This window comes from Lysobacter sp. H23M47 (assembly GCF_015209765.1).
Lineage (GTDB): Bacteria > Pseudomonadota > Gammaproteobacteria > Xanthomonadales > Xanthomonadaceae > Novilysobacter > Novilysobacter avium.
On sequence record NZ_CP063658.1, the window covers coordinates 214,230 to 227,500 of the forward strand.

10 protein-coding genes and 2 pseudogenes are annotated in these 13,271 nt (G+C 67.9%); 7 read left to right on the forward strand and 5 right to left on the reverse strand.

Translation table 11 applies throughout. The annotated features are described in order from the left end of the window. Nucleotides 1-184: 184 nt before the first annotated feature. Nucleotides 185-697, reverse strand: a pseudogene (radC, locus tag INQ43_RS00930) (DNA repair protein RadC); the annotation flags it as partial. A gap of 305 nt (nt 698-1,002) precedes the next feature. Between radC and coaBC the strand changes: the two are divergent. The 3 genes and pseudogenes from coaBC to INQ43_RS00945 all read left to right on the forward strand — a co-directional run bounded on the left by coaBC (nt 1,003) and on the right by INQ43_RS00945 (nt 5,097). Continuing rightward, a pseudogene (gene coaBC / locus INQ43_RS00935) lies at nt 1,003-2,225 on the forward strand (bifunctional phosphopantothenoylcysteine decarboxylase/phosphopantothenate--cysteine ligase CoaBC). Nucleotides 2,226-2,271: 46 nt separating this feature from the next. Continuing rightward, entirely contained in the window at nt 2,272-2,730 is a 459-nt protein-coding gene (gene dut / locus INQ43_RS00940) for a dUTP diphosphatase (protein WP_194036823.1), read from the forward strand. Between the two features lie 36 nt (nt 2,731-2,766). Next, on the forward strand, nt 2,767-5,097 hold the full coding sequence (locus tag INQ43_RS00945; RefSeq protein ID WP_194036824.1) for a phosphomannomutase/phosphoglucomutase: 2,331 nt from the start codon (nt 2,767-2,769) through the stop codon (nt 5,095-5,097). A gap of 88 nt (nt 5,098-5,185) precedes the next feature. On the opposite strand, the gene INQ43_RS00950 is transcribed toward INQ43_RS00945, so the two are convergent. Together INQ43_RS00950 and pyrE are read right to left on the reverse strand one after the other, a co-directional pair. Then, the gene (locus tag INQ43_RS00950) at nt 5,186-5,857 is read right to left on the reverse strand and encodes a hypothetical protein (RefSeq protein ID WP_194034746.1); all 672 of its coding nucleotides are present in this window, start codon (nt 5,855-5,857) and stop codon (nt 5,186-5,188) included. Between the two features lie 79 nt (nt 5,858-5,936). After that, nucleotides 5,937-6,605, reverse strand: a complete 669-nt coding sequence (pyrE, locus tag INQ43_RS00955; RefSeq protein ID WP_194036825.1) for an orotate phosphoribosyltransferase — start codon at nt 6,603-6,605, stop codon at nt 5,937-5,939. A 139-nt stretch (nt 6,606-6,744) separates the two neighbouring features. Here pyrE and INQ43_RS00960 point away from each other — a divergent pair, with 139 nt between their 5' ends. The 3 genes from INQ43_RS00960 to INQ43_RS00970 are packed head-to-tail and all read left to right on the forward strand — an operon-like array spanning nt 6,745 to nt 9,124. Then, nucleotides 6,745-7,560, forward strand: a complete 816-nt coding sequence (locus INQ43_RS00960) for an exodeoxyribonuclease III (protein WP_194036826.1) — start codon at nt 6,745-6,747, stop codon at nt 7,558-7,560. Beyond that, nucleotides 7,557-8,867 carry an MFS transporter gene (locus INQ43_RS00965; RefSeq protein ID WP_343221392.1) on the forward strand — a complete coding sequence of 437 codons (1,311 nt, stop codon included), beginning with the start codon at nt 7,557-7,559 and terminating at the stop codon, nt 8,865-8,867. Before INQ43_RS00960 ends, INQ43_RS00965 begins: the two co-directional genes overlap by 4 nt. Further along, nucleotides 8,864-9,124, forward strand: a complete 261-nt coding sequence (locus INQ43_RS00970) for a hypothetical protein (RefSeq protein WP_194034749.1) — start codon at nt 8,864-8,866, stop codon at nt 9,122-9,124. The genes INQ43_RS00965 and INQ43_RS00970 overlap by 4 nt, the downstream gene beginning before the upstream one ends. A 33-nt stretch (nt 9,125-9,157) precedes the next feature. On the opposite strand, the gene INQ43_RS00975 is transcribed toward INQ43_RS00970, so the two are convergent. Continuing rightward, the gene (locus tag INQ43_RS00975; RefSeq protein WP_255518505.1) at nt 9,158-10,270 is read right to left on the reverse strand and encodes an anhydro-N-acetylmuramic acid kinase; all 1,113 of its coding nucleotides are present in this window, start codon (nt 10,268-10,270) and stop codon (nt 9,158-9,160) included. A gap of 107 nt (nt 10,271-10,377) precedes the next feature. Further along, entirely contained in the window at nt 10,378-11,814 is a 1,437-nt protein-coding gene (locus INQ43_RS00980; protein WP_194036828.1) for a peptidoglycan DD-metalloendopeptidase family protein, read from the reverse strand. A 191-nt stretch (nt 11,815-12,005) separates the two neighbouring features. On the opposite strand from INQ43_RS00980, the gene tyrS reads away from it, so the two are divergent. Then, entirely contained in the window at nt 12,006-13,235 is a 1,230-nt protein-coding gene (gene tyrS, locus INQ43_RS00985) for a tyrosine--tRNA ligase (protein WP_228062569.1), read from the forward strand. Nucleotides 13,236-13,271: the final 36 nt, after the last annotated feature.

Below are 13,271 nucleotides of genomic sequence, written 5' to 3' on the forward strand. Positions count from 1 at the left end.
CCTTACTCGGCCGCTGCAAAGTCTGATCAACCACTGGGAGCCGAACCCTTTCAACGGTGGTGACAAAACCGACCGATTTGTCACCGGAATGGGCGTCATCTCGGTGACATCTGCAAATCGTCGGAAAGTGAAGCGGGGCAAGGCTTAAAGTCATGTCACTACCGTGCCATGTAGCGGGTAGGAAAACGATCACCGCAGCGGCGTTATGCGCCAGCGCGCGCCGGACGACCTCGCGCGGGTGTACTTCCGCCCCGTCGATGGTGCCGCGGAAGAGTTCTTCAAATGCCAGCGCGCGATGGCGCGTGTCCAGGAACAGCACGGCGAATACTTCGTGCTCCAGTCCGCGCAGGCGCTGGGCGAAGTAGCGTCCGGCGGCCTGGGGATCGGTCAAGGCCGCACCGCGTTCCAGCTCGGCCGACAAGTGCCGGTGGCCCAGTTCCAGTGCTGCGGCGAGCAGGCAGGCCCGCGCCGGACCCAGGCCGGGCAGCTTGGCCAATTGCGACGGTGGACGCTCCAGCAGCGCGCGCAGCGGCCCGTGGCCCTGCAGCAGTTCGCGCGCCGTGGTGACCGCGTCGCGGCCGCGCAGGCCGGAGCCCAGGAAGATTGCGAGGAGTTCGGCATCCGACAGCGCACCCACACCGCGCGCCAGCAATTTCTCCCGCGGGCGTTCGTCGGCCGGCCAATCACGTATGTGCATCGTCTCGATCCCTGTGCTGGTGGCGCGTGCGCGCCTTGCGACGTCCTGTCGCAACCGGTGAAGCATCGCCCTGGCGGTAGCGGGCGGAAAGAAAAACGAAGCGGGGACGGACCGGACTGCCCAGCCAGACGTCGCGATGGGCCGGGGAAGCCGCATCACCACGCTCCGTCCCCGCTTCAGCCACGGATTCAGAATGGCTGGGCGCAAGGCTTGGCGGCATCGGCCGACGGCGTGGCATCGGGTAAGCTGGCCATTGCCCAAACCGTAGGGGTTTTCCTCACGTGCCAGTGCTCCACGACCAGAAAATCCTGTTGTGCGTGTGCGGCGGGATCGCTGCCTACAAGGCCGCCGAACTGGTCCGTCGAATGAGCCAGGCCGGCGCCCAGGTGCAGGTGGCGATGACGGCCAGCGCCGGGCATTTCGTCTCGCCGACGACTTTCCAGGCGCTCTCGGGAAGGCCGGTCCGCACAACCCTGTGGGACGACGCCGCCGAGGCCGCAATGGGGCACATCGAGCTGGCCCGCTGGCCCGACCGCATCCTGGTCGCACCGGCGAGTGCGAACACCATCGCCAAGCTCGCCCACGGTCTTGCCGATGACCTGGTCAGCACGCTGTGCCTGGCCACCGACGCGCCGCTGGCGGTGGCGCCGGCCATGAACCAGCAGATGTGGGCGCATCCGGCGACCCGCGCCAACATCGATGTGCTGCGCGGTCGCGGGGTCATGATCCTGGGCCCCGGCGTGGGCGACCAGGCCTGCGGCGAGACCGGTGCCGGGCGACTGCTGGAGCCCGACGAGATTGTCGCAGCACTCGCCCAGCGTGCGGCATGAGCAGCGCTCCGTTGGCCGGTCGGCACGTGGTTGTCAGCGCGGGGCCCACCTACGAGGACATCGACCCGGTGCGTTTTCTGGGCAATCGCAGCAGCGGCAAGATGGGCTTTGCGATCGCCGCGGCCGCGGCGGCGCGCGGGGCGCGGGTAAGCCTGATCGCCGGTCCGGTAGCGCTGGCGACTCCCGGCCCCGGCAGCGGCTCGCTGGCTCGGATCGACGTACGCTCGGCGGCGCAGATGCACGCGGCCGTGATCGGCGCGTTGCCGGCGGATGTCTACATCGGCGCCGCCGCCGTGGCCGATTACACACCGGCGCGGGTGGCCGCGGAGAAGATCAAGAAAGGAGCCGGCGGGGACGGCTTGACGTTGCAGCTGGTGCGCACCCGCGACATCCTCGGCGAACTGGCGATCCATCCCCGCCGTCCGGGACTGGTGGTCGGCTTCGCCGCCGAGACCGGGGACGTGGAGCGCCACGCGCGCGGCAAACTGGCCGCCAAGCAGCTCGACCTGATCGCGGCCAACCGCGTGGGCGTGGCGGGGTCCGGATTCGAGAGCGACGACAACGCGCTGGTCATCTATGGCTCGGATCTGGCGCTGCCGCTGGGGCCGGCATCCAAACACGAACTTGCCAGTCAGTTGCTTGATTTGATCTGCCAGCGACTGCCGGCCGCCGCGCGCGCGACCGACAGCGCCCGCTGAAAATTATCCTGAGCGACGCACCCGGCACGCTTTCAACGAGGGACTTATGCCACACACGCTTGAACTCAAAGTGCTCGACCCGCGCCTGGGCACGCAATGGCCGCTTCCCGCCTACGCCACCCAGGCCAGTGCCGGCATGGACCTGCGGGCCGCGATTGACGAGCCGATGCAGCTGGCGTCCGGCGCCTCGGCGCTGGTTCCGTCCGGCGTGGCCATCCACATCGGCGATCCCGGATTGTGCGCGGTGATCCTTCCGCGGTCGGGGCTGGGGCACAAGCACGGCATCGTGCTGGGCAACGGCACCGGGCTGATCGATGCCGACTACCAGGGCCCGCTGATGATCAGCGTCTGGAACCGCAGCGCCGAGCCTTTTACGATGCAACCGGGGGATCGCATCGCCCAGTTGGTTCTGCTGCCGATCGCAAGGGCGCAGCTGCGGGTGGTGGATGCATTTGAAACCAGTGAACGCGGCGCCGGCGGCTTTGGCCATACCGGCGTGCGCTGAGCGCGCTGTCTGCAATCAACAGGGGAATACAACGCCATGCCCGATACCAAGACCAAGCGCGCTTTCGTGGCGCTGGAGCCGCTCAAGCCGCTGCTGCCCGCGCTTGTGGTGGCCTGCGCGCTGCTGGCGCTGTGGTTTGCGTGGAGCGGCTGGCAGCAGCAGCGCGACGGCGGCCGGCGGGCGACGGTGGAGCAGTCACGCGACCAGGCCGTCCAGGCCATCGCCACTGCGCTGGCGTCGGAGCACAAGCGTTTTGCCGACAAACTCGCGGATCCCGCTTTTAATTCGGCAGTCGCCAGTGGCGAGAACGCGCGCGCAGCCGAGCTGCTGGCGGCGGGCTGGCCGGGCGCCAGCAAGCCGGCGGTGCTGGCGCCGCAACTGGACGAGGACTATGCCGCGCTGCCCGACGGCAGCTACGGCCGGCTCGCGGCCCTGGAAGCGGCGCTGGTGGAAGGCAAGCCGGTGTCGTGGGTCGTGCGCGACGGGGACGCCTCGCGCCTGGCGCTGGCCGCGCCGGTGGGCGATGAGGAGCGGGCTCGCGCGGTAGCACTGGTGTTGCTGCCCTTGCAGCGGATCACGGGCCCGGTGGACGCCGTCGCCCTCCCCGGCGATGGGTACCTTGCCTTGCGCCAGGGTCGCCAAAGCCTGGTCGAGCGGGGCGACGCCAGCCTGGCCGGCGGCGCCGAGGCTCTTGCCGCCGCCGTGCCCGGCAGCAACCTGCGGGTCGCGGCGGGAATCCCTTACCCGGCGTTTGCGCCGTTCGGCCTGGGCGCGCTCGCCTGCTTCATCGCCGCAGGTGTATTCGCGTTACTGGCGCTGCTGGCGTGGCGCGGGCCCCGCCTGTTGGCGCGCCGGCGCAGCGGCGCGCTGGATGAAAGCGATGAAGGTTCCAGCCAGACGCTGGGAGAATCGATGAGCGACGATTCATTGGCGGCTCCGGCAACCGAGTCCGTACCGCTCGCCGCTGCGGCGGCGGCCGTCGCCCCGGTGATCCTGGACCGCGAAATCTTCCGCGCCTATGACATCCGCGGCATCGTCGGCAAGAGTCTCGATGTCGGCGTCGCCGAACGCATCGGCCACGCGATCGGCTCGGTGATGCACGAGGCCGGGCAGCGGGAGATCGTGGTCGGCCGCGATGGCCGCCTGTCCGGGCCGGACATGCTCGAAGGCCTCATCACGGGCCTGCGCAAGGCCGGTCGCGACGTCATCGATATCGGCCTGGCGCCGACGCCGCTGGTGTACTTCGGCGCGTACCACCTGAAGGCCGGTTCCTGCGTATCGGTCACCGGCAGCCACAATCCGCCGGACTACAACGGCTTCAAGATCGTGATCGACGGCGAGACGCTCTCAGGCGATGCGATCACCGGGCTGTACGCGCGGATCGCCGAAGGGCGGCTGCACGTCGCCGACAGCGAAGGCGCGCTGGAGCAGCGCGATATCAACGATGACTACGTCCAGCGGGTAGCGACAGATATCCAGATCGACCGGCCGCTGAAAGTGGTCGTGGACGCCGGCAACGGCGTGGCCGGCGAGCTGGGCCCGGCGGTGCTGCAGGCGATTGGCGCGGAGGTCGTGCCGCTGTACTGCGAGATCGACGGCAATTTCCCCAACCACCATCCCGACCCCAGCGAGCCGCACAATCTCGCCGACCTGATCCAGATGGTCGACCGCCTGGACGCGGACCTGGGCATCGCCTTTGACGGCGACGGCGACCGCCTTGGCGTGGTCACCCGCGACGGCCACAACATCTTCCCCGACCGCCTGTTGATGCTGTTTGCCGCCGACGTGCTGGAGCGCAACCCCGGCGCGCAGATCATCTTCGACGTGAAGTGCACCGGCCGCCTGCCGGGCTACGTCCTGCGCCACGGCGGCAGCCCGCTGATGTGGAAAACCGGGCACTCGCTGGTCAAGGCCAAGATGCGCGAGACCGGTGCGGAGCTGGCCGGTGAGATGAGCGGCCACTTCTTCTTCAAGGAGCGCTGGTACGGCTTCGACGACGGCATCTACTCCGCGGCGCGCCTGCTGGAAATCCTCGCCGCGCAGCCGGGGCGCCCCAGCGATGTGCTCGACGCGCTCCCCGACGGTGTGTCCACGCCGGAGATAAAGGTTGACGCACCGGGCGGAGACCCGCACGCGTTCGTGGAGCGCTTCGTGGGCGAGGCGGACTTCGACGGCGCGCGCCTGTCGACCATCGATGGCCTGCGCGTGGATTGGCCGGACGGCTGGGGCCTGGTGCGCGCGTCCAACACCACGCCGGTGCTGGTGATGCGCTTTGATGCCGACAGCAACGAGGCCATGGCGCGCATCACCGGCACGTTCCGCGAGCAGCTGCTGGCGCTGGATCCGGACCTGCAGTTGCCGTTCTGAGGACCCCGGGCCGGCCCGAAGGTCGGCCGCGGTCCACCGGGGCGAGCTCTACCGGGGCGAGGGGGCCCGCGTTTACAGGCCGCAGGCTTCAGCTGCGCCCGGATGCGCCGCTGGCCGCCTTCAGCTCGCGGTAGCGCTCCAACGCCGAGGCCAGTTCCTGGTCGATCGTGTCGCGGGCCTGGACCTGGCGTTCCAGCAGCTCCTGATGGCGGCGCAGCGACTCGTGCTGGACGCTGATGCGCTCTGCGAGCGTCTTGGCTACTGGCTTGGCTTCCAGTTCCGCCTCGCTCGCCCGCTGCAGCAGGCTGAGAAGGCTGCGCCGCGCACCCTTGATGCCCAGTTGCGAGGTCTCGATGCTGGAGTCGATCAGCTCGATCCGGTTGGCGAAGTTGCGCTCCAGGTCGGCTTCGCTGGCGAAGGACACCACCATCGCACGCTCACGCCGCGCCCGCTCGGCCTCCGACCATTGCGCGCGCTCGTGCCGCTTGGCCTCGATCTCCGCCAGCGCACGTTCCTCGTCGGTCTTGGCGCGTTCGATGCGGGCCGTTGCGACGCCCGTCGGGCTGAACTCGGTGCGCGCGTTGTCCACCGCGTTCGCGGGGAGGGCATCACTGCACACCCGCTCGCCGTGATCGTCCCAGCAATAGATCTTCTTCCCGCCCTGGACATTCTTCTGCGCCGACGCCGGGGACACGACCATCGCCAGCGCCACCGACAGCAGCGCGCAGGAGAGCAGGGAAGTACGGGACAGAGCTTGCATGGCTTTTACCTTGGACGATCAGCAGACACAGACGCAAGACTCGGGCCAAGCGCACGACGGCCGCTCAGCGACATCGCGATCAGCGGCTTCCATACGCCTCGCGGTACGCGAGGAGTCGCTCGTGCTGCCCGGCCAGCACGGTCGATTCCGCGGCCATTGCCAGCAGATCGTCCAGGCTGGCGACCGCCACCACCGGAAGCGCGTGCTCGGTTGCGACAGTTTGTGCCGCCGAGCGTCGGCTGACGGAAGGGTCGACGGCTTCCTGACGATCCAGCGCGATGACGATCCCGCTCACGATCCCACCGGCGTCGCCGATGATCTGCAGGGCCTCCCGGATCGCCGTGCCGGCAGTGATCACGTCGTCGACGATCAGCACGCGGCGGCCTTCCAGCGACGCGCCGATCAGGCTGCCGCCTTCGCCATGGGCTTTGGCTTCCTTGCGATTGAAGGTCACCGGCAGGTCGTAGCCGCGGCGGGAATACTCGCAGGCCAGCGCGGTGGCGAGCGGTATGCCCTTGTAGGCCGGCCCGAACAGGCCGTCAAATTCTCCCAGCGATCCGTCCGCGCGCGCGGAATCGATCGCATCGGCGTAGCAGGTCGCCAGTCCGGCCAGGGCCGTGCCGGAATCGAAGCGGCCGGCGTTGAAGAAATACGGACTGGTACGACCGGATTTCAGGGTGAATTCGCCAAAGCGCAGCGCATCGGCGCGCAGCGCCAGGTCCAGGAATCGTCCGCGGTGGTCCTGCATGTGGCATCCAGTGGATCAACAGCCGTCGATGATAACCAGCCACGCTGCCAGCGTTGGGCGTCCTCCCGGCCGACTGCGGGGCTGCGCTATCCTTCCGCGTCGGGTCCAGCGCCCGCATTGCCCCCACTTCCGGTACTCCATGCGCATCATCAGCTTCAATGCCAACGGCATCCGTTCGGCCGCCCGCAAAGGATTCTTCGACTGGTTCCGCGAACAGGATGCCGACGTGCTTTGCATGCAGGAGACCAAGGCCCAGGAGCATCAGCTGAGCGGTCCTGACGGACTGGTGGACCCGGCCTTCCTGCCGGCCGGCTATCACGCGTATTTCCGCGACGCGACCACGAAGAAAGGTTACAGCGGTGTGGCGATCTACAGCCGGAGCGAGCCCGACGAGGTGCGCACCGCGCTGGGCTGGGACGCATTCGACGAGGAGGGCCGCTACATGGAGGCGCGCTTCGGCAATCTCAGCGTGGTCTCGTTCTACATCCCGTCGGGCTCCTCGGGGGAGTTGCGCCAGGCCTACAAGTTCGAGGTCATGGACTGGCTCAAGCCCATCCTGGACGAATGGCTCGCCAGCGGCCGCGACTACGTGCTGTGCGGCGACTGGAACATCGTGCGCACCGCGATGGACATCCGCAACTGGACCTCCAACCAGAAGAACTCCGGCTGCACGCCGCCCGAGCGCGAATGGCTCAATGCGCTGTGCGGCGAGCCGGCAGCCGCCGCCGAGGCGTGGAAGGACGCGTACCGGCACCTGCATCCCGACGGCCAGGACTACACCTGGTGGAGCAATCGCGGCGCGGCCTTCGCCAAGAACGTAGGCTGGCGGATCGACTACCAGCTGGTGACTCCGCGTCTCGCGTCGCGGCTGCGCCGCTGCGCGATCGCGCGTGAGCCGCGCTTCTCCGACCATGCCCCGTTTACCGTGGACTTCGACATGGGCGAGCGCGGGTGAGTTCGCCGGCCAAGGCGCGCAAGCCGTCGGCGTGGAAGGCGTTTGCCGAGCCATCGGCGTGGACGATGTTCTTCTTCGGCTTCGCCTCCGGGCTGCCGTTCCTGCTGGTGGCCGGGACGCTGGCGTACTGGTTGCGCGAGGACGGCCTGGAGCTCAAGGACATCACCATGATCGCCAGCGCGGGCATGGCGTACTCCTTCAAGTTCCTCTGGGCGCCGCTGGTGGATCGCTGGCGCCTGCCGCTGTTCGGCCGGCTCGGCCAGCGCCGCGGCTGGCTGCTGCTGGCCCAGCTGGTGGTCATGGGCGGGTTGTTCGCGATGGCGGGGGTGGGCACCGCCACGCTGCCGCTGTTCATCGGCCTGACCCTGACCGTGGCAGTGGCCGGAGCGACGCTGGACATCGCGGTGGACGCCTATCGGATCGAGATCGCCCCGGTCGAGTCGCAAGGCGCGCTGGTGGCCACCTATTCGCTGGGCTACCGCATGGCCCTGATCGTGACCGGCGCGCTGGCGCTGGTGCTGGCCGACCACGCGGTGTGGCCCAACGTCTACCGGGTGATGGCCTGCGTGATGCTGATCCCGATCATCGCCAACCTTATGGCTCGCGAACCCGACGTCATCCGTATCCGTGCGCAGAACTGGGCGGCGGCGATGCGCGAGGGCGTGGTCGAGCCGTTTGCCGACTTCTTCCGCCGCTTTGGCGGCCGCGTGGGCCTGGGCGTGCTGGCCTTCATCCTGCTGTTCAAGATCTCCGACCAGGCGCTGGTCGGCGGGATCATCGGGCCGTTTTACCTCGACCAGGGCTTCACCAAGACGCAGATCGCCGCGGTATCGAAGATCTACGGCATCTGGGTCGGCATCGGCGGCGCGTTCGTCGGCGGCCTGGCCGTGGCGCGCTGGGGCGTCAACTGGACGTTGCTGACGGCGATCGTGCTGGGCGCGGTCAGCAACCTCCTGTACCTGCTGCTGATCGGCGCCAACGGCGATGTCGGCATGCTGACCCTGGTGATCTCCGGAGAGAACCTGGCGCAGGGCTTCCTTGGCACCGCCGCGGTCGCCTACCTGTCGGCACTGGTCAACCAGCGCTACACCGCCACCCAGTACGCCCTGTTCTCCTCGATGATCACCCTGCCGGGCAAGGTGCTGGGGTTCTATTCGGGGCGTATCGTGGAGGCGGTAGGATACGCGCCATACTTCGTGCTGACCGCAGTGTTGGTCGTACCTGCGGTGATGCTGTTTTTGTGGCTGCGACCGAAGGTGCGGCTGGGTGAGGACGGGGGCGCATCGCAGGTGGAGAAAGGACGATGAGCGAGACGCTACTTCTGGATATCGATCCGGTGCTGCTGGAGCGCGTGCGACGGTTCGCGGCGAGCATGGGCTGGACCCAGTCCGTGGCGATCACCCATCTGATCGAACACGGCCTTTTTGCCTGCGAGGCTGACGTGGCAGTGGCACTCGATGACACCGACGCCCATATCCTCCAGGCCGCCATCGAGGCCCTGGAAAAGGTCGAAGACGATCCGGGTTTCTCGCTGATCGGCCGTATCGGCAACCCCGCGGACTGAGCCCGTGGGCGCGGGAATCCCTGTCCGGGACTTCTACGCCGGGTAGATCACGCCAAGCGTGCGCGGGCCGCGCGCCCCGGTCACCGCCGGCAGGTTGCCCGCCCGTCCGGCCAGGGTCTGGCGTGCCAGCCACGCAAATCCCATCGCCTCGACATGGTCCGGATCCAGTCCGTGGACGGCCGTGGATTCCACGCTCACCCCAGGCAGTCTCGCCGCAAGGCGCCGCAGCAGGACCGGGTTGTGCACGCCGCCACCGCAAGCCAGCACCCGCATCGTGTCCGGCTGCAGCGCCAGCAGCGCGTCGGCAACCGTGGCGGCAGTCAACTCCAGCAGCGTCGCCTGTACATCCTCCGGACGCTCATCGCCGCGCAAGTGATGTTGCAGCCACTGCAGCTGGAATTGCTCGCGCCCGGTGCTCTTTGGCGGTGGGTGAGAGAACCACGGCTCACCCAGCAGGCGTACCAACAGCGACTCGTCGACCGCGCCCCGACCGGCAAAGCTGCCGTCGCGGTCAAACGGCTGGCCGAGGTGGCGCTGGCACCAGGCGTCCATCAGGGCGTTTGCGGGACCGGTGTCGAAGCCACGCACGCCCGCGCCGGAGACCCCGTCGCAGGACGCCGGCAGCAGCGTCAGGTTGGCGATCCCACCCAGGTTGAGGACCGCGCGGTGCTCCGAATCGCTGCACAGCATTGCCGCATGCAGCGTGGGCAGCAGTGGTGCACCCTGGCCTCCGGCGGCGACGTCGCGGCGGCGGAAATCGGCGACCGTCGCAACGCCCGTGCGCTCGGCGATGACGTTGCCGTCGCCCAGCTGCATCGTGAAGCGGTTGCGGCCATCGAAGGCGGCCCCATCGGGCCGATGACGGATGGTCTGCCCGTGCGAGCCGATCGCGCGGATCTGCGCCGCATCGACCCCGGCGCTGCGGATCAGCTGCAGCGCCGCCTCGGCAAAGCATTCGGCGATGTGCACATCCAGCGTGCCCAGCTCGTCGATCGACTCGATCGGCGCGCCCTGGCCCAACTCGAGCAGGCGCGCGCTCGTGGCCAGGTCCCACGCGCAGGTATGGCCCTGCACCAGGGTGCAGCCGCTGCCCTCGTCGAAGCGGACCAGCGCCGCATCAATGCCGTCCGCGCTGGTGCCCGACATCAGACCGACGAACAGCTCCTCGCCGCGGGTGGCATCGGCCCGCAAAGCAGCGGGCCCGGTCGAACTGCTGTCCGCCGGGCCCGTGGTGTCGGTGATGCTCATTGCGATCAGGCTTGCTGGTCGACGCCCGTAGTGGTGTCCACCTTCGCCGGCGCCTTGCTGGCCACCATTGCGTTGTTGCGCAGCAGGCCTTCCACTTCCTGGATACGTGCCAGCGCCGGTGCGGTTTCCGCGCGGAAGGCGACCAGCGCCGCGCCCTTCAGCGGCTCGGCCGGCGGCATGGTCACGTTGAGCGGATTGCGGTGCACGCCGTTGACCCGGAATTCGTAGTGCAGGTGCGGTCCGGTCGCCAACCCGGTGCTGCCGACATAGCCGATTACCGAGCCCTGCGGCACGCGCTGACCGACCTTGAATTTGCCAAAGCGCGACATGTGCGCGTACAGCGTGGTGTAGCCGCGGCCGTGGTCCAGGACGACGGTGCGACCATAGCCGCCCTTCCAGCCCACAAACTGCACCCGCGCATCGCCGGCGGCCATGATCGGTGTGCCGGAGCCTGCGCCGTAGTCGACGCCCTGATGCGCGCGGGTCTTGCCCAGGATGGGGTGCTTGCGCGCGGTGGTGAAGCCGGAGGTCACGCGCGCATACGGAATCGGCATGCGGATGAAGGATTTCTTCAGCGGCCGACCTTCGGCGGTGTAGTACCCGACCTTGCCGTCATGCTCGAAGCGGAAACCGGAGAACGTCTTGCCACCGGTGGTAAAGGTGGCGGCGCGGATATCGCCGCTGCCAACCAGTTCGCCCTCGCGCCAGACCTGGTCGTAGACCACGCTGAAGCGGTCGCCCTTCTTGGCGCTGGTGAAGTCGATGTCGTAGTTGAAGATCTCATCGGTCATCGTCGCGATCGCGTTGGCCGGCAGGCCGGCTTTGCGTGCTGCGACATACAGCGAGCTCTGGATCTCGCCACTGCTGACAATGCTGCGCAATTCTGTCGGCCGTTCGATCACCTGCTCGGTAATCGTGTCGCCCTTGAGACTGAGTTCCACGCGATGGGCCGGATCCCGGTCGTAGCGGAAGCGCCGAAGCGAGCCGTCGGCCATGTCAAACGCGAGCTCTGCGCCGGTGCCCAGTCGGGTGAGGGCGGGCTTTGCCCCTGGCTGCTCGAGGATGCGGTGCATCGTGGCCGCCGGAATGCCCATCTGCTGGAACACCGCGCCCAGGGTCTGCCCGCTCTGCACCCGCACAACCTGCCAGTCATGCTCCGGACGCGGCTGCGCCGGCTGCATTGCAATCGGCGGCAGCGGCAGCGCCATCGACTGGCGCGCCAGAGGCGTGCTCCCGGCCTGCAGATCACCAAAGCCAGGGACAATCGCGGCGACCAATGCGCCGATGGTGACGAACAGGCTTGCCTGAACCCACTGCCGGCGCGACCATCGACCACTGAACCCATCGGACAACCGACGCGCTACCACCGGTCGTTGCAGCGCTGTTTTGCGCAGCCTTTTCAGGCGGTTACGCCGGATCGTACCGGGGTCGGTCGGTGTCATCTGATGGGTCTCCCACGCGCAGGATGTGAAGGCAGCGTCGCGGCGTTACGATAAGCACATGAGATGTGTGCGTCAAACCCTTGAGTGCAATGGGAATTCCGGCGTTACCCTTGGCGTGGACCTCCCATGCCGGCACTCGCACCGCAACCCGCCCGTTCAGCTGCCATCGATCTTTCCAAGAGCCCCTTCCCGTGCCTGCCGATAACGCCACCACCGACATCGAATCCGCCCTCGCCCTGATCGGCCGCGGCGCCGATGAGATCCTCAAAACCGACGAACTCGTCACCCGCCTGCAGAGCGGGCGTCCGCTGCGCATCAAGGCTGGATTCGACCCCACCGCGCCCGACCTGCATCTGGGTCACACGGTGCTGTTGAACAAGCTGCGCCAGTTTCAGGACCTCGGTCACCAGGTGATTTTCCTGATCGGCGACTTCACCGGCATGATCGGTGATCCCAGCGGCAAGAACGTCACCCGCAAGCCGCTGACCCGCGAGGATGTGCTGGCCAACGCCGAGACGTACGCCGACCAGGTGTTCAAGGTCCTCGACCGCGAGCGCACCGAGGTGCGCTTCAACTCCGAGTGGTTCGGCCAGATGAGCGCCGCGGACATGATCCGACTGGCAGGCCAGCACACGGTGGCGCGGATGCTGGAGCGCGACGATTTCGCCAAGCGATACGCTGCGCAGCAGTCCATCGCGATCCACGAGTTCCTGTATCCATTGGTGCAGGGCTACGACTCGGTGGCCCTGAAGGCCGATGTCGAGCTGGGCGGCACCGACCAGAAGTTCAACCTGCTGATGGGCCGCGGCCTGCAGGAGCAGCACGGCCAGCCGCCGCAGATCGTCCTGACCATGCCGCTGCTGGAAGGCCTGGACGGCGTGCAGAAGATGAGCAAGTCGCTGGGCAATTACATCGGCATCAACGAGCCGGCCATCGACATCGTCACCAAGACGATGAAGATCGACGACGTGCTGATGTGGCGCTGGATCGAGCTGCTTAGCTTCGATATCTCGCTGGTTGAAATGGAGGCCTTGAAGCACGAGATCGCCGAGGGCGCCCTCAATCCGCGCGACCTCAAACTGCGCCTCGCCCGCGAACTCGCTGCGCGCTTCCACGACGAGGCGGCTGCCGACCTCGCCGTTGCCGGCTGGAACGCCGCCGTGCGTGGACAGGGCGACACCGCCCAGCTCCCGCTGCACGACCTCGCCGTCCCCGTGGACGGCTTGCGCATCGCCGCCTTGCTGACCGCCGCGGGCCTGACGCCGAGCAACTCCGAAGCCAACCGCAAGCTCAAGGAGAAGGCAGTGCGCATTGACGGTGAGGTGGTGACCGACGCCCAGCAGGTCTTTGCGCCCGGATTTGAAGGCGTCCTCGCCGTCGGCAAGCGCACCTTTTCCCGTGTCCGCCTGGTGGAAGGCTGACCGGCACGGTCACTGCGACGACTTTTCCTCCCACCC

What these genes read in the sequence shown, in the direction of transcription:
- pyrE (WP_194036825.1), bottom strand. Translation starts at nt 6,605, where the DNA reads ATGCAGGACCACCGCGGACGATTCCTGGACCTGGCGCTGCGCGCCGAT.
- INQ43_RS00950 (WP_194034746.1), bottom strand. Translation starts at nt 5,857, where the DNA reads ATGCAAGCTCTGTCCCGTACTTCCCTGCTCTCCTGCGCGCTGCTGTCG.
- INQ43_RS00945 (WP_194036824.1), top strand. Translation starts at nt 2,767, where the DNA reads ATGCCCGATACCAAGACCAAGCGCGCTTTCGTGGCGCTGGAGCCGCTC.
- INQ43_RS00970 (WP_194034749.1), top strand. Translation starts at nt 8,864, where the DNA reads ATGAGCGAGACGCTACTTCTGGATATCGATCCGGTGCTGCTGGAGCGC.
- INQ43_RS00980 (WP_194036828.1), bottom strand. Translation starts at nt 11,814, where the DNA reads ATGACACCGACCGACCCCGGTACGATCCGGCGTAACCGCCTGAAAAGG.
- INQ43_RS00975 (WP_255518505.1), bottom strand. Translation starts at nt 10,270, where the DNA reads ATGTCGGGCACCAGCGCGGACGGCATTGATGCGGCGCTGGTCCGCTTC.
- dut (WP_194036823.1), top strand. Translation starts at nt 2,272, where the DNA reads ATGCCACACACGCTTGAACTCAAAGTGCTCGACCCGCGCCTGGGCACG.
- INQ43_RS00960 (WP_194036826.1), top strand. Translation starts at nt 6,745, where the DNA reads ATGCGCATCATCAGCTTCAATGCCAACGGCATCCGTTCGGCCGCCCGC.